Source organism: Umezawaea sp. (genome assembly GCF_057122925.1).
The window spans coordinates 40,676-61,189 of sequence record NZ_DBNGPQ010000159.1; the positions used below are offsets into that span (position 1 = coordinate 40,676).

Annotated in this window: 16 protein-coding genes; 6 read left to right on the plus strand and 10 right to left on the minus strand. The window is 74.3% G+C overall.

All coding sequences use genetic code 11. The annotated features are described in order from the left end of the window. Positions 1-31: 31 nt before the first annotated feature. The 4 genes from AC156L_RS36290 to AC156L_RS36305 all read right to left on the minus strand — a co-directional run bounded on the left by AC156L_RS36290 (position 32) and on the right by AC156L_RS36305 (position 2,928). A complete protein-coding gene (locus tag AC156L_RS36290) occupies positions 32-385 on the minus strand; it encodes a hypothetical protein (protein ID WP_330878798.1) in 354 nt (117 codons plus the stop codon). Between the two features lie 288 nt (positions 386-673). Continuing rightward, the gene (locus tag AC156L_RS36295) at positions 674-1,075 is read right to left on the minus strand and encodes a hypothetical protein (RefSeq protein ID WP_330878799.1); all 402 of its coding nucleotides are present in this window, start codon (positions 1,073-1,075) and stop codon (positions 674-676) included. 99 nt (positions 1,076-1,174) lie between these two features. Beyond that, positions 1,175-1,843, minus strand: a complete 669-nt coding sequence (locus AC156L_RS36300; protein WP_330878800.1) for a response regulator transcription factor — start codon at positions 1,841-1,843, stop codon at positions 1,175-1,177. Then, entirely contained in the window at positions 1,840-2,928 is a 1,089-nt protein-coding gene (locus tag AC156L_RS36305) for a sensor histidine kinase (RefSeq protein WP_330878801.1), read from the minus strand. The genes AC156L_RS36300 and AC156L_RS36305 overlap by 4 nt, the downstream gene beginning before the upstream one ends. A gap of 128 nt (positions 2,929-3,056) precedes the next feature. Here AC156L_RS36305 and AC156L_RS36310 point away from each other — a divergent pair, with 128 nt between their 5' ends. The 3 genes from AC156L_RS36310 to AC156L_RS36320 all read left to right on the plus strand — a co-directional run bounded on the left by AC156L_RS36310 (position 3,057) and on the right by AC156L_RS36320 (position 4,045). Beyond that, positions 3,057-3,383: a PadR family transcriptional regulator gene (locus AC156L_RS36310; RefSeq protein WP_330878802.1), complete on the plus strand. Its 327-nt coding sequence runs from the start codon at positions 3,057-3,059 to the stop codon at positions 3,381-3,383. Between the two features lie 94 nt (positions 3,384-3,477). Beyond that, positions 3,478-3,726 (plus strand): DUF1048 domain-containing protein, encoded by a 249-nt coding sequence (locus AC156L_RS36315; RefSeq protein WP_330878803.1) that lies wholly within the window; start codon positions 3,478-3,480, stop codon positions 3,724-3,726. Between the two features lies 1 nt (position 3,727). After that, a complete protein-coding gene (locus AC156L_RS36320) occupies positions 3,728-4,045 on the plus strand; it encodes a DUF1048 domain-containing protein (protein ID WP_330878804.1) in 318 nt (105 codons plus the stop codon). Positions 4,046-4,100: 55 nt separating this feature from the next. On the opposite strand, the gene AC156L_RS36325 is transcribed toward AC156L_RS36320, so the two are convergent. Together AC156L_RS36325 and AC156L_RS36330 are read right to left on the minus strand one after the other, a co-directional pair. Beyond that, entirely contained in the window at positions 4,101-5,282 is a 1,182-nt protein-coding gene (locus tag AC156L_RS36325) for a carboxylesterase family protein (RefSeq protein WP_330878805.1), read from the minus strand. Further along, entirely contained in the window at positions 5,279-6,172 is an 894-nt protein-coding gene (locus tag AC156L_RS36330; RefSeq protein ID WP_330878844.1) for an MBL fold metallo-hydrolase, read from the minus strand. The genes AC156L_RS36325 and AC156L_RS36330 overlap by 4 nt, the downstream gene beginning before the upstream one ends. 75 nt (positions 6,173-6,247) lie before the next feature. Between AC156L_RS36330 and AC156L_RS36335 the strand changes: the two genes are divergently transcribed. After that, positions 6,248-8,869, plus strand: coding sequence for an AAA family ATPase (locus AC156L_RS36335; RefSeq protein WP_330878806.1), 2,622 nt, complete (start codon positions 6,248-6,250; stop codon positions 8,867-8,869). 48 nt (positions 8,870-8,917) lie between these two features. Here AC156L_RS36335 and AC156L_RS36340 read toward each other — a convergent pair whose 3' ends face one another. Both AC156L_RS36340 and AC156L_RS36345 read right to left on the minus strand, forming a co-directional pair. Beyond that, on the minus strand, positions 8,918-9,265 hold the full coding sequence (locus AC156L_RS36340) for a DUF6968 family protein (RefSeq protein WP_330878807.1): 348 nt from the start codon (positions 9,263-9,265) through the stop codon (positions 8,918-8,920). An 18-nt stretch (positions 9,266-9,283) separates the two neighbouring features. After that, positions 9,284-10,846, minus strand: a complete 1,563-nt coding sequence (locus tag AC156L_RS36345; protein WP_330878808.1) for a glycoside hydrolase family 76 protein — start codon at positions 10,844-10,846, stop codon at positions 9,284-9,286. A 509-nt stretch (positions 10,847-11,355) separates the two neighbouring features. On the opposite strand from AC156L_RS36345, the gene AC156L_RS36350 reads away from it, so the two are divergent. Continuing rightward, entirely contained in the window at positions 11,356-12,300 is a 945-nt protein-coding gene (locus tag AC156L_RS36350; protein ID WP_330878809.1) for an ArsR/SmtB family transcription factor, read from the plus strand. A gap of 49 nt (positions 12,301-12,349) precedes the next feature. On the opposite strand, the gene AC156L_RS36355 is transcribed toward AC156L_RS36350, so the two are convergent. Then, positions 12,350-15,637 (minus strand): hypothetical protein, encoded by a 3,288-nt coding sequence (locus AC156L_RS36355; RefSeq protein ID WP_330878810.1) that lies wholly within the window; start codon positions 15,635-15,637, stop codon positions 12,350-12,352. Between the two features lie 69 nt (positions 15,638-15,706). Here AC156L_RS36355 and AC156L_RS36360 point away from each other — a divergent pair, with 69 nt between their 5' ends. Next, positions 15,707-15,979, plus strand: a complete 273-nt coding sequence (locus tag AC156L_RS36360) for a hypothetical protein (protein ID WP_484407676.1) — start codon at positions 15,707-15,709, stop codon at positions 15,977-15,979. Here AC156L_RS36360 and AC156L_RS36365 read toward each other — a convergent pair. Continuing rightward, a complete protein-coding gene (locus AC156L_RS36365) occupies positions 15,924-20,291 on the minus strand; it encodes a discoidin domain-containing protein (protein WP_330878812.1) in 4,368 nt (1,455 codons plus the stop codon). The two genes, AC156L_RS36360 and AC156L_RS36365, sit on opposite strands and share 56 nt — an antisense overlap. Positions 20,292-20,514 lie beyond the last annotated feature (223 nt).

The window sequence follows — 20,514 nt, forward strand, 5'->3', positions numbered from 1 at the left end:
CACCCTCACGTCCCTGACCTGCGGTTCCAGGTCACGCACCGACGCTAGCGGCGGGGGTGGGCGGTCCGCTGCGACCGGACCTCGCGCGTTTCGTGACCGATGTGGTGCGCCACCGGAGCAGCCCGAGCGCGACGAGCACACCGAGGACGGCCAGCCCCAGCGGCCGGAGCGAGGGCGTCCAGGGCCACGCCGGGCCGGTGAGGTCCAGGTGGTCGACCGGGTGCTCCAGGACCTTCGCCGACCACCGCGCGGGGGCGCGGCGCGGCCAGTCGGTGACCGGCTCGACCGTGCTCGCGTCGACGTCGGGAAGGGCGGGCACGACGACCACGTCCGGCGCCCGGTCGCCGAGCGGCCGGTCCAGCTCGTCGGAGGTGAGGTCCGGCACGAGGCCGAGCCCGCCGGTCAGCGGGAGCGGGCGGCGCGACCGCGCAGAGGTTGACCGCGCCGGTCGAGGCCAGCACCTCGTACGGGGCCAGCACGTCGGACACGACGGCGCCCCGGTCGCCCAGCACGACCACCGCGGTCGGCTTGGCGGGGTCGTGCGGTCGCGGCGGGGGCGCGGCCGTCGCGCCGTCCGCCCGAGGGGCGTTGAGGGCGCCGAACGCCGAGGAGGCGGTGACGGCCCCGAGCGCCACGGGCAGGACCAGCGCGAGGGCCGGCAGGCGGGCCACGGTCAGCACCCGTACTCGTGCCCGCGCCGCAGCATCGCCACGAGCATCGCGGGCAGCATCAGCACGTGCCCCGCCGTCGACAGGGCGGACGCCGACAGCAGCCCGGCCCAGAAGAACGGCAGCAGGACCAGGAACGGCACGTACATCGCGGCCGCCATCTCGGCGATGCCCGGCCAGGAGTGGCGGCGGATCCTCATCCACAGCGCCATCCCCGCGGCCATGTCGGTCGCCATCACCAGCACGTGCGCGGTGACGACACCGGGCAGGCCGGGCCAGACGAACGACCAGACCGGCTCCAGGACCACCATGCCCACGACCATGGCGACCACCATCTCCAGGTAGTGCAGGGCGAAGCGCGCCGCGGGGCGGGCCCGCCGGGTTCCGGGGGTGCGTTCGGTACTCATCGGGACTCCTTCGGATCGTTGCCGTGCAACGGATCCTCTGCCGCGCGGCGGGCGCGGTCAGGTGCCGGAGGTCATGTCCGGGGTCATGTGACCCGTCGGTCAGAGCAGGCCGAGGTCCCTGGCCCGCAGCGCCGCCTGGGTGCGGTCGCGCACCTGGAGCTTGGCCAGCACGCTCGTGACGAGGTTCTTCACCGTGCCCTCGGCCAGGAACAGCCGTCCGGCGATCTCGCGGTTGCTGTTGCCCTCCGACAGCAGCCGCACCACGTCGAGCTCGCGCTCCGACAGCGGGACCACCAGCGGCTGCCGGGCGGGCGGGGCGTCCTCGTGCGGCATCCGCGCCACCCTGGCCACGAGCTTGGCCGCCACCGACGGCTGGAGCACCGACTCGCCGCGCCGGGCGGCGACCAGCGCCTCCACCAGCCGCGCGGAGGACACGTCCTTGAGCAGGTAGCCGACCGCGCCCGCCCGCAGCGCCGCGAACACGTCCGCGTCGTCGTCGAACGTCGTCAGCGCCAGCACCCGCACGCCCGGCTGCTCGGCGCGCAGCCGGGTGGTGGCCGCGATCCCGTCCAGCACGGGCATCCGCAGGTCCATCAGGACGACATCGGGCCGCAGGTCGGCGGCCAACCGGACGGCCTGCTCGCCGTCGCCCGCCTCGCCGACCACCTCGATCTCCGGCTGCACCTCCAGCAGCGTCGCCAGCGCCTCCCGGAACAGGGCCTGGTCGTCGACGATCAGGACCCGGACGGCGGACCCCGGCGCGCTCACCCCGGCACCTCCACGGTCAGCGCCACGCCCGATCCGGGGCCGGGGTCGACCGACACCCGCCCGCCGAGGTCGGCCAGCCGCTCGCGCAACCCGAGCAGCCCGAACCCGGTGCCGGGGTGCTCGGGCAGCCCCCGGCCGTCGTCGCGGACCTCCAGCCGGACGAGGTCGTCGCGGCCGAAGTCGAGCACGACGCTCGCCGCCGACGCCTCCGCGTGCTTGCGGACGTTGGTCAGCCCCTCCTGGGCCGCCCGGAACAGCGACTCCTCGACCTCGGCCCGCATCACCCTCGCCTCGCCGCGCACCTCCAGCCCGGTGGGCACCCCCGCCTCGCGGGTCAACGCGCGCAGGGCGTCCACCAGCGGCGCGGGCCGGGGCTCGCGCAGCGCGGAGACCGAGCGGCGCACCTCGGCCAGCGCTTCCCGCGACTGGTCCTGCGCCTTGGCGAGCATCCCGTCGAGCCGCTCGACGTCCGCGGTGCGGATCACCGCGCGCGCGGCTTGGAGCAGCATCTGCACGACGGTCAGGTGGTGGCCCAGCCCGTCGTGGATGTCGCGGGCGACCCGGTTGCGCTCCTGCGTGGTGGCGAGCTGCTCGGCCTGGGCCGCGTACCCGCGCAGCCGTTCGTTGGCCTCGGCGAGTTCGGCCCTGGCGCGCTGCTCCCGCACCAGCAGCTCGGTCACCACGAGCGTGAACGTCGTGACGGCCAGCGTGCCGAGCCCCTCCCGCAGCCCGGCGCCCCACTCCATCCCCAGGTGCACCAGCGGGATCACCGCGGCCACCACCGCCGCGACCGGCAGCGGCAGCAGCAGCGCGCTCTGCGCGACCAGGACGACCAGCAGCAGGACCGACCCGACCGCCGCGCCGGACAGGGAGAACAGCTCGAAGCCCAGGCCGAGCTGGACCGCGGTGTACCCCAGGGCGAGCGCCCGGCCGCGGCCCTCGACGAACCGGAACCCGACGACGGCCAGGACGGCGAAGACCAGCCCCACCAGCAGCGTCGGCAGGAGCCGCTGGGCGTACGCCGCGGAGCCCAGCGGCAGCGTCGCCCACGCGACGACCGTCAGGATGCCCAGCGCCCTCCGCACGCGCCCACTGTGCAAGACGGTCGAGAGCGCGGTCAACCGAGGTGGCGACCGCTGGGCACGTCCACTACTACGTGATACCGTGTACTGGTACTCGGTGTCACGCAGTAGTGAGGTCGCGGAGGAGGGCCATGGAGGACCTGACGGAGATGTTGAAGGGCACGCTGGAGGGGTGCGTGCTGGAGATCGTCGGCGGCGAGGAGACCTACGGGTACGCCATCACGCGTCGGCTGAACGAACTCGGCTTCGTCGACGTCGTGGAGGGAACGGTCTACACCATCCTGCTGCGACTGGAGAGGAACGGGCTCGTCCAGGTCACCAAGAGGCCGTCCGGTGTGGGCCCGCCGCGCAAGTTCTACGCGCTCAACGACGCGGGGCGCGCCGAACTCGCGAGGTTCTGGGCGAAGTGGGAGTACGTGTCGGCACGGATCGACAAGCTCAAGGAGGGCGGGGAATGACCTTCTGGGAGACCATCACGGGCGGCGATCTCACCAGGGAGTTCACGGAGTTCGAGGCCAGGGCGGGCGCTCTGCCCGGCGAGCACCGGGAGGTGTGGAGCAGATCAAGGTCACCCTGTACCCCTGCGGGAACCTCAGCGGCCGCAACCTGGTGCCGATCCTCGACGGCGTCCTGGGGCTGTTCGAGGAGACCGCGGCCGAGGGCCAGGACGTCCACGACGTGCTGGGCGCGGACGTCGAGGGCTTCTGCGCGGCGCTGGCGGGCGCCAGGAGCCACCGGGACCGGTGGCGCGAGCAGTTGAACGGGAACGTCGCGCGGAAACTGCGCCGGGCAGGAGGGTGACGTGGGTATCCGGGACATCATCGAGGGCAAGAAGCAGTGGCGGGCGCACGTGGCCAGGGCCAAGGCGCTCCCGAGGGACCACCAGATCGTCTACCAGGAGATCCAGCGCTACTGCTTCAAGGTCGGGCCGGTCGCGCTGACCGAGGGCGACCTGCTGTCGGGGATCGTCGACTTCTTCGAGGAGGGCGCGGCGACGGGCAGGGCAGTCCTCGACCTCGTCGGCGCCGACGTCGCGGCCTTCTGCGACGAGCTGGTGGAGGACTCGCGCACCTGCTCGGACCTCTGGCAGGAGTCGCTCGGGGGAGGAGCCGGGGCGTAGCACCCGGCGGCACGGGACGCCGGCGGTCGCTGGTCGACCACCGGCGCGGCACCCGCTACGCGGTGAAGCGGTGGTGGCCGGTCCACCCCGGATCGCCGGTGGCGGCGAACCGGACCCACGCGCCGTGCACCTCCGCCGCCAGCGACGGCGGCACGTCCGGCCCGAGCAGGCCGTCCGGTCCGCGCAGCGCGGGCAGGTGGGTGGTCTCGAACACGAACGGCACCTCAACGCCGTGGCAGGCGCCGTAGGGCCCGCCCCGCCAGTCGAAGTCGTAGGTGAGCGCGGCCCCGTGGGCCTCCACGAGCGCGCGCCTGCCCGCGTCGAGCACCCCGTCGATCGCCGCGGACCGGGACGGGTCCTGGTACAGCCTCGACTCCTCGGTGTTGGTGCCCACCAGCAGGTCCACGGCGCCCGCCACCCGGTTCGCGGTGCGCACGGTCCCGAACGGCGTCACCCCGGCCGCGCCCGCGGGGCGGAGCCCGCTCACGGCGTCGACCAGGACGGCGTCCGGCACGTCGGCGAAGGCCGCGCGCGTCGGGGCGATCCCGAGGGCGTCGGCGAGGTCGGCCGCGGTCCTCGCCGCGGTCTCGGGGGGAAGCTCGACGAGTCCGCCGCTCTGGCTGATCGCGCGGTGGAACAGGCCGCGCGCGGCCGGGTCCACGACCAGCGAGCCGACGATCATGGCCCCGGCGGACTGCCCGACCAGCGTGACCCGACCGGGGTCGCCGCCGAAGGCCGCGACGTTGTCGCGGACCCAGCCCAGCGCGGCGAGCACGTCGAGCGCGCCGCGGTTGTCCGGTGCTCCGGGCAGGCTGAGCCACCCCGGAGCACCGAGGCGGTAGTTCAGGGTCACCAGGACGACGCCGTCGCGGGTGAACGCGGACCCGTCGTAGGCCGGGGCGCTGCCCGTGCCGGACAGGAACCCGCCGCCGTGCACGAACACCACGACCGGCGCCGACCCGGTCGTGGACGGCGTGGACACGGTGACCGTGAGGTGGTCGTCGCCGGTCACCCGGTCGACCCCCATGAACGGGCCCATGTCGGTCCTGCCGAACCAGCGGCGGTCGGGCGCGGGCGCGGACGGGCCCGGCGCGCTCGCGTCCCGCACCCCCGTCCACGGCCGGGGTGGAGCGGGCGCGGCGAACCGGCCCGCGCCGACCGGCGGCGCGGCGTAGGGGATGCCGTGGAACACGGTGGTGCCGCTGGACACGACACCGGAGGTGGTGGAGACCTTCACGCGAACGCCGCCCATTCCTCGACCGCGAACCTGTCGCCGTCCCTGCGGATCTCCGCCGCGCCCGACCCGGCCAGGTGCGCGGGCAGCACGAGCGCGTTGTGGTCGGCCGCCCAGCCGAGCACCCGCCTGCGGGTGGCCGTGGCCGCCGCCTCGTCCTCGTCGAAGGACGGGCAGCGGTCGGGCGAGACGAACTGGAGCGGGCTGTGCAGCAGGTCGCCGACGAACACGGCGCGGTCCGTGCCCGAGGTCAGGGTGAGCACCGAGGAGCCGGGGGTGTGCCCCGGCGCCGGGTCGATCCGCAGCGCGTCGTCGAGGACGTACGAGTCCTCCCAGAGCGTGACCAGCCCCGCCTCGTGCACCGGTGCGACGCTGTCCTCGAACACGTTCTGCATCTTGCGCCCCGATCGGGTCCGGTGCTCGTTCAGGGGGTTCCAGTAGTCGAAGTCGGCGCGGGCCAGCAGGTAGCGGGCGTTGGGGAACGTCGGCACCCACGCCGACCCGTCGAGGCGGGTGTTCCAGCCGACGTGGTCGCCGTGCAGGTGCGTGTTCACCACGACGTCCACGTCCTCCGGCTGGACGCCCGCGCGGGCGAGGTTGTGCAGGAAGTCCGTGTCCAGGTGCGCGAAGAACGGCATGTACGGCCGTTCCTTGCCGTTGCCGACGCCGGTGTCGACGAGGATCGTCCTGCCCCCGCTGCGCACCAGCCAGGTCTGCATGACGGCCAGCACCTCGTCCTGCTCCGGCCGCCAGTGGTCGGGCGCGAGCCAGGTCGCGTTGGCCTCCCAGTCCCGCCGCGGCACGTCCGGGAACACGAACTCGCGCGGCAGTCCGGCAGGGGGTTGTTCGACGACGCGGGTGATCTCGACGTCGCCGAGGGTGATGGTGTCCATGCCGTCGAGCCTGGCCGCCAGGACGTGCCGCGGGGTATCGGTCACGTGACTGCGGTCGCCGATACAGTCGACCCGGTGAGGACAGCGGGCCGGGAGGCCGAGATCGCCTCCGTCACGGGGTTGACCAGCGGGGTCCTGGTCGTCGCGGGTGAGCCGGGGACGGGCGTGAGCACGCTGCTCGACGCCGCCGCGGACGCCGCGTCGGCCGACCGCGCGGTGCTGCGGCTGACCGGGGCGCGCGGCGAGGCGACCCTGCCGTTCTCCGGGCTGCACCAGCTCCTGCGCCCGGTGCTCCGCGAGGCCGACGAGCTGCCCGAGCGCCAGCGGTCGGCGCTGCTCGGCGCGATCGGCCTCGGCGGGGACGCCGGCCCGCCGGACCGGCTGATCATCGGTGTCGCCGTCCTCGCGCTGCTGTCGGAGCTGAGCGACCGCGTCCCGGTGCTCGTCGTGGTGGACGACGTGCGGTGGGTCGACGAGGGGTCGCGCGACGTGCTGGCGTTCGTCGCCCGGCGCATCGGCGACGAGCCGCTGGCCGTGCTCGTCGGCGCGCGGGACGAGGCCGAGTTCCCCGGCTTCCCGCTCCTGGCGCTCGGTCCGCTCGACCCGCTCGCGGCGGCGGCCCTGCTCGACGCCCAGCCGTCGCCGCCGACCGGCGCGCTCCGCCCACGGGTGCTGGCGCAGGCCGCGGGCAACCCGCTCGCGCTCGTCGAACTCGCCAGGGCCGGGTGCGCCGACGACGACATCCTGCCGCTGACCGAGCGGCTCGAACGGATCTACACCGCCGACCTCGACCGGCTGCCCGAGGCGACGCGGAGCGCGTTGCTGCTGGTCGCGGCGGACACGGCCGACCTCGTCGCGCACACCCTCGCCACCGAGCTGGCACCGGCCGAGGCGGCGGGGCTGGTGCGGCTGGGCGGCGGCCGGGTCCGCTTCCGGCACCCGCTCCTGCGGTCGGCGATCTACCACTCGGCACCGCTCGCGGCGCGGTCGGAGGCCCACCGCGCGCTCGCCGCCCTGCTCGCCGCCGAACCGGACCGGCGGGCCTGGCACCTGGCCGCCGCCGCCACCGGACCCGACGAGGCCGTGGCCGCCGAGCTGGAGGCGACCGCGAGCCGCGCCCGGTGCCGGGGCGGTCACGCCGCCGCCGCGGGCGCGCTCGAACGGGCGGCCGAGCTGAGCCCCGACCCCGACGACCGGGCCCGGCGGCTGGTGCTCGCCGCGGGCGCCGCCGTCGGCACCGGCCAGGCGCGGTGGGTCGAGCAGCTCGCGACGGCGGCGACCCACCTCACCGACGACCCCTTCCTGGTCGCCACGGCCGAGCTGAGGGTCGGCCAGGTCCTCACGCTGACCTCCCGCCACGCCAGGGCGATGGAGCTGCTGATGCGCGCGGCCGACCAGCCGTCGCTGACCGTGCAGGCACTCGCGGCGGCGGCCGTGACCAGCTTCTACTCCGGTGCCGAGCACGACCGCGACCTGGTGCGCGGTCGGTCCGGCGGCGACCCGTGGACGGCGGCGGTCGTCGACCCCCGCGAGAACCGGGCCGAGCTGGCCGCGCGCATCCCCGACCTGGTCGCCCGCGCGGGCGACGACCCGGCCGTGCTCACCTCGCTCGGCGCGATGGCGTGGCTGCTCGACGAGACCGCGCTCGCCGTGCGGATCTACGACGACGCGCTGCACCGCTGCCGTGCCGCGGGTCGGCTGCCGACCGGGCTGGGCTGCTCCGCGGGCTGGGCCTACCTCGACCACGGCGACTGGGCCCAGGCGCGGCTGGCGGCCGCGAGCGCGGCAGCGTTGTCGGCCGGTGCCGACCTCCCGCACCTCACCGCGGCGCACCTGGTCCTCGAAGCCTCCGCCGTCGTGCTCTCCGGGGACACCGCCACGGCACGCGACCTGGCGGACCGCGCGCTGGCCACGATCGACCCGGCCACGAGCAGGGCGGTCGGCGCACGGGCCCGGTGGGTGCTCGGCATGGCGGCGGTCGCCGACGGCGACCACGTCACGGCGTACGAGCGGTTCCGGCAGCTCTTCACCGCCGACGGCGATCCCGTCCACCACCACTTCTCCCACGTCGCGCTGGCCGAACTCGCCGCGGCGGCGGTCCGCACCGGGCACGAGGCCGAGGCCGCCGAGATCCTCGACCGGGCGGAGAAGGGCGTGGCGGACGACGCGTCCGCGCGGACGCGCCTCCTGCTGCACCGCGGCCGGGCGCTGCTGGAACCCGACGCCGCCGAGGACCGCTTCCGGACGGCGCTGGCCGATCCGCTGGGGGAGCAGTGGCCGTTCGAGCGCGCCCAGGTGCTCCTCGACCACGGCGAGTGGCTGCGCCGCCGCCGTCGGATCGCCGAGGCCCGTCCGGTGCTGACCGCCGCCAACGAGGTGTTCCGCCGCCTGGGCGCCCGCCCGTGGCTCGACCGCGCCCAGGGGGAGCTGCGGGCCGCGGGCGTCGACTCCGCGCCCGCCGCGCCGGACGCGCTCACGTCCCTCACGCCCCAGCAGCAGCAGATCATCCGGCTCGCGGCGCGCGGGCTGACCAACAGGGAGATCGGCGAACGCCTGTTCCTGTCGCCGCGCACCGTCGGCTCGCACCTGTACCGGAGCTTCCCGAAGCTGGGCATCACCGCCAGGTCCCAGCTCCGGGACATCGTGGACGGCGCGGCGGTGTCGCACCGGGACCGACCGCGACCGGTCCACGGCTGACGCGGTCCGGCCGCCGCGACCCGGTCGGGGCCGCGGCGGCCGTCCTGATCAGGACCTGGTGAGCCCGGCGACGTCCGGGGCGACCGTCAGACCGAACTCGGTCATCCCGAACCAGTCCAGCGACACCCCCGCCCGTTCCGCCCGCGCGGCCAGCTCCACCCGCAGGCCGAAGACGCTCAGCAGCAGCGCCTGGAGGGAGTCGACGCCGAAGGACGCCCCGACCGCGTCGTCGCCGAGACCGAGGATCTGGTGCGGGCAGCACCAGTCACCGTTGCTGCTCAGCGGATCGGGGTGCGGCGTGCCCACCCTGATCGTCACGGTGCCGCGCGCGCCGTTCTCGGCGGTGCTCTCCAGGTCGCGCTCGGCGATGACCGCACCGAGTTCGTAGATCGTCATCGAACCACCGTACCCGCGCTACCCGGCCGCGTTCATCAGGTCGACGGCGCTGTGCTGCCGTGCGGCGTCGCTGCGCTGGAACGGGCCCGCCCAGGGCTGGTCGTAGGAGTCGCTGCTGGACCGGTCCCGCGCGTACGCCGAGTCGGCCTGCCGTTGCAGGTACGCGGTGTACGGCCGGTCGGCCAGCACCCGGTTCAACGCCGCCAGCCCGCGCGCGTAGACGCCCTTGAACGACGGGACGTCCCCGCCGCCGCCGTTGTCGAACAGGATGCCGCCGGGGTTGAGCGCGGCGTTGGTGGTGGACGCGTTCGCGAGCGCGCGGGCCCTGGTGAGCAGGCTCGCGTCCCCGGTGGCGCGGTGCAGCTCGACCAGAGCGGCCAGCGGCACGCCCTGGTTGTAGCTCCACGGCGTCTGCCCGTTGTTGGCGCACGTGCCGAGGGTGAGGCCGTCGTTGACCAGGTTGGCGCTGTTGATCATCCCGCTGTTCTGGAACCACGTCCACCCGGCCCTGGCGCGGGACAGGTACGCGGTGTCGCCGGGGATCCGGTTGTGCAGCGCGGCGTTGAGCTGGACGTAGAGCGAGTTGGCGATGGCGTTCTTGTAGGTCTTGCTGGAGCTCCACCACACCCCGCCGCCGCACACCGAGTCCCAGAACTTGGCCATGTGGTCGGCGCCGACGCGCGCGGTGCTGAGGTAGCGGCTCTCGCCGGTCAGGTCGTAGGCGGCGACCCACGCCAGGCCCCACCACGCGATGTCGTCCTGGTAGGCGTTGATGAAGTTCCCGTCCCACGCGGTGATGTTCAGGTCGTAGGTGCGCGCGATGGCGTAGCGGTAGCTGCCCATCCCGGTCAGCCGGGCGTTGTCGATGATCGCCGTGAGGGCGTTCGCCGAGTTCCACCAGCCGGTCGTGTCGAACAGGCCGTTGGCGAGGTTGTAGCGCTCCATCAGCGCGGTCGCGGCGGCCGTGCGGCGGTTGCCCGCGTTCCACGTCGTCCGGTACCAGCTCGTGCACGCGACGGCGGTCGACCCCGACGGCTGGGTGCAGGCGCGCAGCAGGCCCACGCCGAGGTTGGCCCAGTCGTCGACGTTGAACATCGTCGTGCGCCAGTCGCCGACCCCGGCGGGGACGCGCGTGTCGCCGAGCCGCGAGCCCGAGCCCCAGCTGACGCCCGCGTCGAACGACCGGTCCAGCCACAGCGCGTCACCCTGGACGGCGGGGGTGATCCGCGCCCAGCCCATCGCGTCGGTGTCGTTGAAGTGCAGGGAGATCTGCCGCGTGCCGACGGTGAGGGTCTGCGTCAGCCGGTCGGTGGGCGCGAGCGCGGGGTCGCGGGCGTCGCAGAACCTGTTGCAGACGACGGCCGAGGCCGCGGGGGCCGCGGGTGAGGTCGACGGCGGGCCGCCGGTCGGCCGGGTGGGGGCGTCGGGACGGGTGGCCGACCGCTGGGCGCTCGACGGCAGCGCGGGGTCGCGGGTGTCGCAGTAGGCGCCGCAGTCGGCGGGCGCGGCGGTGGTCCGTTCGGGCGGCACGACGACCACGAGGGACAGGACGAGCGAGGTGAGAACGGCAGCTTTCAGCACAGGACCTCCCGGAGCAGGGGGTGGGTGGCCGTGGGAAAAAGTGAGAGCGCTCTCATCTTGAGGCTAGGGCTCGTTTGCGTTAAGCGTCAAGGAAATGTCCTGTTCAGGACAGCGCACGAGCGGTGCGCCGGGTGGCGGTCCACTGTGGACGGCCACCCGGCGGCTCGTGCCGCGCCGCGCCGCCCGGTGCGTGCCGTGCAGGGTGACGCCGCTGCTCGGGACGTCGCCTGCGCACCCGGTCGGTGGGCACGCGGGCGACATCACCCCCCTTGAGCGCCGCGATGACGTCCGACACCGCGCGGACCGCGCCCGCGGCCCGATGCGCCCTTCACGGTAATCAGCCGGGGCGGTCCCCTCACGCACTTTCGGGCTAGGCCGAACGAGCGTGGTGAGGAGGTTTCCCGGAACGCCCCGGCGTGGTGAGGAGTTTTTCCGGGCCCCGTCCTGTGTACTCGTCGCGCGCCCTCGTCGAGCGCGGCGCGGGCACGATCACGCCTCCGGGGGGAACCGTGCTCCGAATCCACTTCTCCGCCGACGACCTGGGCAGGGTCAGGCTGGCCGGGGCGCCCGACCCGCTCTGGGAAGCGGTGCTGAGCCTGCACCAGTGGCAGCACCGCGGACCCGATCCGGACCTGGTGGGGTGGCAGCGCCGCGCCCGCCGGGCCGTGCGGTCGTCCGGCCAGATGGTCGTGATCACGAAGCTGCTCGCGCTCGTGCCGCCGCACGGCTACACACCGGACTTCCTGACGCCGACCGGCTGCTCGACCCTGGAGCAGGGCCTGGACGCGGTGCTGCGCACACCGAGGCGCCGCGTGCGGGGCGACCTGACCGCGCTGGCGGAAGGCGTCCGGCTGCCGGTGTGGGTGCGGGACCTGGCCGAGGGCGGGTCCCGGCAGCTCGCGGCCGTGGTCGCGGCCCTGCGCCGGTACCACGACCTCGTGGTCGGACCGCACCTCGCGGACCTCGGGCCCCCGGTCGTCGCGGACGCCAGGGCCGTGCCGCGGCACGAGGCGGACGACGCGCTGGACGGCCTGGCACCCGGCGTGCAGTGGCGGGCACCTGTGCTCCAGGCGCCCTACCCGTGCGACCAGGACCTGTACCTGCGGGGACGAGGCCTGCTCCTGGTGCCGTCGCACTTCTGCCGCCGCACGCCGGTGACGCTGGCGGACCCGGAACTGGACCCGGTGCTGGTCTACCCGACCCTCGTCACCCGTCGTGAGCCGTCGCCCGGTCTGGTGGCGTTGGTGGGGCGGACGCGGGCGCGGGTGATGCAGGTGCTCACGACGTCCCGGTCGACCGGTGAGATCGGTCGGCTCCTGGACCTGTCGGGCGCCAGTGCGAGTGAGCACACGACGGTGCTGCGCAACGCGGGTCTGGTCGCCAGCACGCGTCGGGGGAACACGGTGCGGCACGTGCTGACGTCGAAGGGGCACCTGCTGGTGAGCACGGCCTGAGCGGCCACCCCGGTGGCCATCCGCGGTGGACGGCCACCGGGGTGGCGGGTCACTCAGCCGCCGTGACCGTGTCCAGCGCGGCCAGGCGCACGTCCGGGTCCTCGTGGCGGCGCAGCGCGCGCAGCAGCGCCCGCCAGTGCTCCGGCCAGCCGGTGTCGGGCCCGGCGACCGACGTGATCGCCAGCGCGAGCCCGGCCGCCGCAGGCCCCCCGACCGCCAACGCCTCGGCGACCTCCCGGACGCGGGCGCGCGGCAGGCGGCGCACCGCGGCGTCCACCTGCCCGGACAGCTCGACCCGCGCCCGCTCGGCGAGCACCGGCCGGTCGGCGAGCCCGGCGACCTCGCGCAGCCCCGGCAGCGGGTCGTCGTCCCACGGCACCGCCGCCACGGCGAGCGCCACGGCCGACCCCCGGTGCTCCGGCGTGCCGGCCAGGTCCCGCGACAGCGCCGTCGCCGCGTCCCGCAGCACGGCCGACCGCCTGCGGTCCACCACCAGCCGGGTCAGCACGCCGATCCGCTGCCGGGCGGGCAGGTCGCGGTCGGCGTCCGCGTCGAACCGGTCGCCCGCCGCCAGCAGCCGCGCCACGACCGCCCGCAGCGGCTCGACGTCGCCCGCGACACCGGACACGTCGAGCAGCGCCGTCAGCGCGGACGACCAGGTCGCGGTGTTGTCGACGTCGGAGGCCATGGCCACCAGCAGCGGCGTGAAGTCCGCGTCCCACGTGGCCCACAGCGGCAGCGTCGCGTGCCGGAGCACGGCGGGCTCCTGGCCCGGCACCTGCACGACCGCCCGGACCAGCGCCGCGTAGCGGGCTCGGTGGCGCGGGGCCACGGTGAACGGCGACCGGTCGAGGACCGTCACCGCGACCGCCGGTTCCGAGGCCGCCGCCTCGGCCAGCAGGGTCCACGCCGCCTCGTCGTCCAGGAACCACTCGGTCGCCCACACCAGCGCCCGCCGCACGTCCCGGTGGGCGTTCGGGCCGTCCCACGCGGCGGTGAACAGCGCGGCGGCCCCCGGCACGTGGTGCTCGGCCAGGAGCCGGACCGCCTCCTTGCGCGCGGTGACCTTGGGGCTGCCCAGCAGCCGCCCGAGGTGCTCGCCGAGCCGGTCGGGCGCGACGAACCGGGCGCACCTGCTCACCGCGTGCACGGCCACCCGCGCCCGGTCGGTGTCGACGTGGGCGAGCAGGTCGGGCAGCACGGCACCGGGCTCGTCGGTCCACGCCAGCGCGGACAGCGCCGCCTCGGCCACCTGGACCTCGCGGTCGGCGACGAACCGGCGCAGCACGGCCGCGGTGCCCGGCACCCGCCCGAGCGAGCGCACCGCACCCGCCCGCTCGTGGACGGTCGCGCGCCCGGTCGAGGCGAGCGCGGTCAGCTCGGCCGCGTACGCCGCGGTGTGGCGCGGCAGCCACCGGGCGAAGCAGCCGTGGAACGACGGCACGTACCGCACGCCCCGCTTGAGGAACCTGCCGTGCAGCGGCTTGCCGATCACGTCGTCGAGCAGGTCGGTGCGCCGGAACCCGATGGCGTCGCGCACCGACGGCAGCGTGATGGTCGACCGGTCGCCGCGGAACACCCGTTCCACCCGCTCGTCACGGGTCGCGGGCGGCCGGAGCCACAGGTCGACCGCCTGGCGCACCACGGAGTCGTCCTTCGCCGACCGGGCCTGGTCCAGCAGGTCCTCCAGCGGCGCCATGCCCCACGCCCGGCGCCCGAGCCCGGACGCCAGCGCCAGCAGCACCGAGTACCGGCCGCGCGCCGCGTCCACCGCGAGCCGCTCGCGCAGCGCGTCGAACACCTGGTGCTCCGCGCCGCGCGGCAGGGCGTGGTCCAGCTCGTGCAGGGTGAGCCACGACAGGTGCCTGCCCATGCTCTCCAGCCCGGCCAGCCCCGCGTCGACCAGCGCTGGGCGGCGCGACACCGCGCCCTCGCGGACCAGGGTGGTCGCCAGCGCGCTCACCGCGTGCTGGGTGGCCCACGAGCAGTCCCGCGCCTGCGCGGCGTCGACCATCAGCTTCACCAGCAGGTCGGCCTCGGCGGGCCGGAACAGCCACGCGGGCACGGCCGCGAGCGCGCCGAGCGCCGCCGCCCGCACCGGGTCCTGCTCGTTGGGCAGCCTGGTGAGGGACGCGAGCACCGCCGCGAACGCCTCCGGGTCGCGGCTCGCCGCGCCCGCCGCGATGTAGAGCGGGTACGCCTCGCGGCGCTCGTCCGCCGTGGCCCGCTTCGTGGCCTCGCGCAGCACCGGCGCCGCGTCGGCCCAAGCGGTCCGCGCGGTCACCGCGAGCCGCCGCGACGGGTCGTCGGCGGTGGCGCGCAGCGCCAGCAGCCTGCGCGCCTCGGTGTCGCGGGCGGCGGCGGGCAGCTCGTCGAGGGCGTCCAGCGGCACGTCCGCCCGGCCGCCGACGGCGTCCGCGAAGACGGCGGCCCGGCGCGACGGCGGCAGGGCGTGCAGGAACCGCACCAGCGCGGCGCCGTCGAGCAGCCGCGCCAGACCGACGAGGTCGGCCTGGTCGACCCCGGCCAGCGCGCGCCACAGCGACCGCCGGTCCGGGGTGCCGCCCGTGCGCCGCGGGTCCAGCAGCACCCGCACCACGCGGTCGGGGGAGTGGCGGGCCAGCACGCCCATGCGGTTGACCAGCGCCCAGGACAGCGGGGCGTGCGGCAGCGTCCGCTCGACCAGGTCCAGCACCCGACCCGGCCTCGGCTGGACCGCGGCGGCCACCCCCGCGCCCAGCCGGTCCCACACCCTCGGCCACCACGCGGGCGACATCGCCGCCAGCTCGGCGTCGACCAGGTCCAGGAACTCGTCGGGGTGGTTGCGGCCGATCGTGGTCCAGTTCGCCACGGCGTGCGCGAGGCCGGGCAGCTCGGCGGCGACCACCGGCGGCGAGCAGGCCGCCACCAGCGCGGCGGCCTCCCGGTCGCCGAACGACTCCCGCACGGCGGGCAGCAGCGCGTCCGCCAGCCCGGTCGCCCCGCGCCGCCGCACACCGGTGTAGAGGGTGCGGCGCAGCGCCGTCGGCAGGTGCGGCAGCCGCTCCAGGAACACCTCGGCCGGCAGCCCGAGCCGGATCGCCGCGCCCAGCGCGTGCCCCACCACGGCCGTCTCCCGCGCGGCCAGGCCGCGCCGCACGTGCTCGCGGTGCCCGGCCACGTACGCCATCCGCAACGCCGTCCGCTCGGCGGACCCGTCGGAGCCGAGGTCGCGCAGCAGCGCGTCCAGCTCGGCCGTGCCCGCCAGCCGCCTCGCCGTCTCGGACAGGAGCTTCTGCCGGGCGCCGAAGGGCAGCCGGTCGAGCGTGCGCAGCAGTCGTCGTGCGGAAGTGGTCACGGGCGGTGATTCTCGTGTCCGGAGGGGCCGGTCGCCAGTCGTTTACCGGCGCGGCGGTACGGCTCGCCGATGGCGACCGCGCCACCGGCGGGGCTCGCCTGCCCCCGGGGCACCGACCGGGGGCGGTGGAACGCGGCCTGCGAGTCCTTCGTGGACGCGACCACCGGCCCCGTGCCCCTGGCGCACGACGTGCCGGACCCCGAGGTCGAGACCACCGCGCGTGAGCTGGTCGAGCTGGAGCCCGACCCCGAGCGCCGGGCGTCCGCGCGGACGCCCGGCGCCTCACCTACCGGGGACCACCCGCCCTCGCGGGCCGGGCGGCGGCCGTCGAACCGCCGGTGATCGTGAAACCCGAGCCCGGCTCGACCAGGACGTCGCCCTGGGCCGAGTTGGTGATGGTCACGTTCGTCAGCGTGGCGCTGCCGCGGGCCCCGCTCATCGCGAGGACGCCCGAGCCGTTGTTCGACCTGTCGATCTTCACGTTGCTGATCACGACACCCGGCATGGTTCCGCCGCCGGTCTTGAACTGGATGCCGTCGTAGGTCGAGTCGACGATGTCGGTGTCCCGGATGGTCACACCGGTGATGTCCTTGTTCGCCGCGAACAGCGTCAGCGCGCCGAACTCCTGGTCCTCGCCCCAGAACACGCCGCCGCAGCGGTGCAGGGCGTTGTTGGCGATCACCGTCGTGCCCGAGAACGGCAGCGGGTCGTGGTCGGTCGCCAGCATGATGCCGGGGTAGTTCATCGTGTCGAACACCAGGTTGTTCTCGATCGAGTTGCCGTACCCGCCGTAGACCGCGATACCGGTGGCGCGCCACGGCAGCTGGATCGTGTTGTTGACGAAGTGGTTGTCGTGGCCGACGTCGGTGTTCTGGTCCTTCACGTACTTGTTGGCCCACACCGCCAGCGCGTCGTCACCCGTGGTGCGGAACGACGAGTTGAACACCTTCGAGTTCCTGGTGCCGTTGGAGAAGTTGATGCCGTCAGCGTAGGTGTCGCGGATGCGCATCCCGCTGAACTCCAGGCCGTCCGCCGGTCCCCACAGGTCGGGGATGTTGTCGTAGTCGCGGCCGACCCAGACGCCGACGTTCGCGTGCTCGATCCACACGTTGCTGATCTTCGTGCCGGTGCCGAACCGGCCGTTGAGGCCGACGCCGCCCTCGGCGTTGCCGTCACCGCCGCGGATCCGGCCGGAGCCGAAGATGGCGATGTCGGAGATCTGCGTGTTCTTGTCGATGTCGAACCCGAAGTTGCCCTCGTGCGGGTGGTTGATGCTCCCGACCGCGTTCTGCGGCTCGGTCAGCGTGTACAGGTGCGAGTGCCACATGCCCGCACCGCGGATCGTGACGTCGCTGATGCCCACCTGGTTGAACTGGCCGCGGTTCAGCGGGTCGTCGGTGAGGATCTTCTTCTCCTGCCGCCACTGCCCGGCCGGGATCCACACGCAGCCGATCACGCCGTTCTGGTCGTCCGTCACGGCCCGCTGGATCGCGTCCGTGTCGTCCACGCCGTCGTTCGCGACCGCGCCGTAGGACGTGATCGACGTGCACCCGGTCGGCTGGCTCGCCGCGGGTGCGACCTGCTCCAGGTCGATCAGGTCGAGGATGTAGAACGACGCCGTGTCACCGGAGTCGCGTTGCAGCTTGAACCTCGTGCCGGGCGGGTAGCTCGTGGGCAGCAGCGCGTGCGACTCGTCGAACAGCCTGCGCGCGTCGGCCTGCGGGGTGTTGGTCAGCGCCTCGGGACCGTCCACGTTGCCGTAGAGCCAGCTGTGCTTCGACGACAGCGTCAGCTTCCGAGCGAACACGTCGTTGACGTACAGGCTGATCGTGGCGTCGATGCCGCCACCGCCGGGCGCGTCCGGGATGGAGTTGCGCACGACGATCGAGTTGGCCTGGTTGGTCGAGGTGATCTCGACGAACTGGCCGGTGCCGGTGAGCCGCACCGACTGCCGCCCGGACGACTCCGTGGCGAAGTTGGTGTGCCCGAACGTCCGCAGCGGGTCCGCCGTGAGCAGCGTGCCCTGGTAGCGCCCTGCTTCCGCCTCGTACTCGGTGTAGGGGACCGCCGCCCCACGTCCGACCACGATGGACTGCGTGAAGGTGTTGTTGGTCTCGCTGGTCTCCGCGACGGTGTTCGTCGCGTCGGCCGTGGCGGTGATCGTCGCCCCGCCGTTGGTGGCGGTCCACGTGCCGCTGGTGGCGACGTTCACCGTCGCCCCGGCCGCGACGGCGCCCGCGTTGGCGTTCAACGTGGTCCCGCCGACCGTGACGCGGGTGACCGTGCCCGCGGCGACCGCCGTGGTGCCGCGGTTGTTCACCGCCACGGTGAAGGAGACGGCCGCGCCGACGGCCGGGTTCGGCGGGTTGGTGGTGATGCCGGTGACCTGGAGGTCCGGTCCGGGAGCCTGCGCGACCACGAGCGGGGACGACGCGGTGAACCGGTTGTTGGCGTCGTCCTGCTCGACGATCCGGTTGGCCGGGTCGACCAGCGAGGAGACGGTGTAGCCGCCCATCGGACGAGGTCCCACGGCAACCGACACGGTGGCCGTGGCGCCCGCGGCGAGAGCGCCGACCGGCGTGCTGCCCACGACCGCGCCCGCGAGGCTGAAGTCCACCGTGGACGCGGCGGCGGGCGCCGTGCCGGTGTTCTTCACCGTGGCGGACAGGGAGATCGCGCTGGTCTCGTTCGGCGACGCCGGGGTCCACGTCGTGCCGGTGACCACGAGGTCCGGGTTCGGCGCCGGGACGCCGACGACCTGGAACTCGGCCACCTGCGCGCCGGGAGCGCCGGTGTTGGCGGTGAAGCGCAGCCTCACGTCGGCCACCCGGCCGGTGACCGGGATCGTCACCGTGTTCGCGGCCGAGGGGTTGAACACGTACGTCGACAGCGCCTTGAGGGAGCTGAACGACGTGCCCGACTGCTCGCGGCCGAGGACCTCCAGGGTCTGGCTGCGCGTGCCCCACGCCTGGTCGGGGTTGAGCTTCAGCACGACCGAGGAGACGTCGGCGTTGGAGCCGAGCTTCACCGTCAGGGTCGACTCGAACCCGGCGGACTCCCAGTAGGTGCTGGTGCTGTCGTCGTTGGCGTTGGCCGCGACGAACGAGAACGCCGTGGAGGACGCCTCGATCGCCCTGCCCCGCGCCAGGTTCGCGCCGCCGGTGCCCTGGCCGGTCCTGGTGACGTGGTTGCTGTCGCCGGACTGGTTGCCCGCGGCGTCGCGCGCCCGGACGAAGTACTCGACCGTCGCGGTGGCGGGCTGGGTGTCGGTGAACGTCAGGGCGTTGCCCGCCACGCTCGTGGGCCTGCCGTTGACGTACACGTCGTAACCCGTCACGCCGACGTTGTCCGTCGACGCCGTCCAGGTGAGGCGGATCTGGCCCGCGCCGGGCTCGGTGAACGCGAGGGTGCCCGGCGCCGTCGGCGGGGTCGTGTCGCCCGCGCCCTGGCCGGTGCGGGTGACGCGGTTGCTGTTCGGCGACTGGTTGCCCGCCGCGTCGCGCGCCCGCACGTGGTACTCGACGGTCGTGCTCAGCGGCTGCGTGTCGGTGTAGGTCAGGACGGTGCCCGCCACGGTGCCGCGCACCTGGCCGTTGGCGTACACCTCGTAGCCGGTGACGCCGACGTTGTCGGTGGACGCGGTCCAGGTCAGGCGGACCTGCCCGCTCGTCGGCTCGGTGAACGCCAGCGAGCCGGGCGCCGTCGGGGCCACCGAGTCACCACCGGACGTCGGTCCGTGGACCTCGAACTCCGAGAGCTGCCCGCCCGGTTGCCCGGTGTTGGCCGTGATCGCCACCCGCACGTACCGGGTGCTGGTCGCGGTGAAGGAGACCGTCACCGCGTTCCCGTTGGCGGGCGTGAAGGCGTGCTGCGCCGAGCCCGCCAGGTCGGTGAACGCGCTGCCGTTCGCGCTGCCCTGCACGGCGAGGGTCTGCGTGCGCGACCCCCAGTTCGCGGGCAGCTTCAGCACGACCCGGTTGACGCTCGCCGCCGCGCCGAGGTCCACCTGGATCCACTGCGGGAACGCGTTGTTGTCGCTCTCCCAGTAGGAGTCCTGGTTGCCGTCGTTGCCGTTGCCCGCCGGGTACTCGCCCTGGGAGGTGCTGGCCGACATCGTCTTGCCCCGCGCCAGGTTCGCCGACGACCCGTTGGCCCCGTGCACCTGGAACTCCGCGAGCTGGGCCGCGGGCCAGCCGGTGTTCGCGGTGACGTCCACCCGCACGTACCGGACGCTCGCCGCGGTGAAGTTCACCGTGACCGTGTTCGACGCGGCCGGGTCGAACACCCGACCGGCCGACGCCGACAGCGCGCTGAACGCCGTGCCGTTGGAACTGCCCTGCACGCTCAGCGTCTGCGTGCGCGCCTCCCAGCCCGCGGGCAGCTTCAGGACCACCTGGTCGACGTCGACGCTGCCGCCGAGGTCGATCTGCACCCACTGCGGGAAGGCGTTGCTCGGGCCCTCCCAGTACGAGGACTGGTTGCCGTCGTTGACGTTGGACGCCGGCTGGTTCCCGTTCGACGCGCTGGCCGTGACGGTCTTGCCGGCGGCCAGGTCGGGACCACCCGCCGCTGACGCGACCGGTGGCGACATGCCGAGGGCGATGAGGCCGACCGCGAGCAATCCGCTGGTCAGCCGCCTGCTGAACTGGTTCATGGCGTTTTCGTTTCTGTCGAAACGGCAGGGGGGCGCCACTCGGGGGGACGTGGCGGTGGGTGCGCGGACAGGGCGTCGCGCGAGCGGCGAGGAGTCGTCGGGGGAGCAGCCGAGGGTCACGCCATCGTGGGCCTCCTCGTTCACGGAACGGTGACCAGGATGCAACATGGCGTGAACTGAACGCAATAACTTGACTGATTGCCGTAAGAAGACGACTACCGCA

Excerpts from the sequence above, each read along its gene's own strand:
- AC156L_RS36295 (WP_330878799.1), bottom strand. The coding sequence starts at position 1,075 with ATGAGTACCGAACGCACCCCCGGAACCCGGCGGGCCCGCCCCGCGGCG.
- AC156L_RS36310 (WP_330878802.1), top strand. The coding sequence starts at position 3,057 with ATGGAGGACCTGACGGAGATGTTGAAGGGCACGCTGGAGGGGTGCGTG.
- AC156L_RS36330 (WP_330878844.1), bottom strand. The coding sequence starts at position 6,172 with ATGGACACCATCACCCTCGGCGACGTCGAGATCACCCGCGTCGTCGAA.
- AC156L_RS36340 (WP_330878807.1), bottom strand. The coding sequence starts at position 9,265 with ATGACGATCTACGAACTCGGTGCGGTCATCGCCGAGCGCGACCTGGAG.
- AC156L_RS36360 (WP_484407676.1), top strand. The coding sequence starts at position 15,707 with ATGGCGACCGCGCCACCGGCGGGGCTCGCCTGCCCCCGGGGCACCGAC.
- AC156L_RS36365 (WP_330878812.1), bottom strand. The coding sequence starts at position 20,291 with ATGAACCAGTTCAGCAGGCGGCTGACCAGCGGATTGCTCGCGGTCGGC.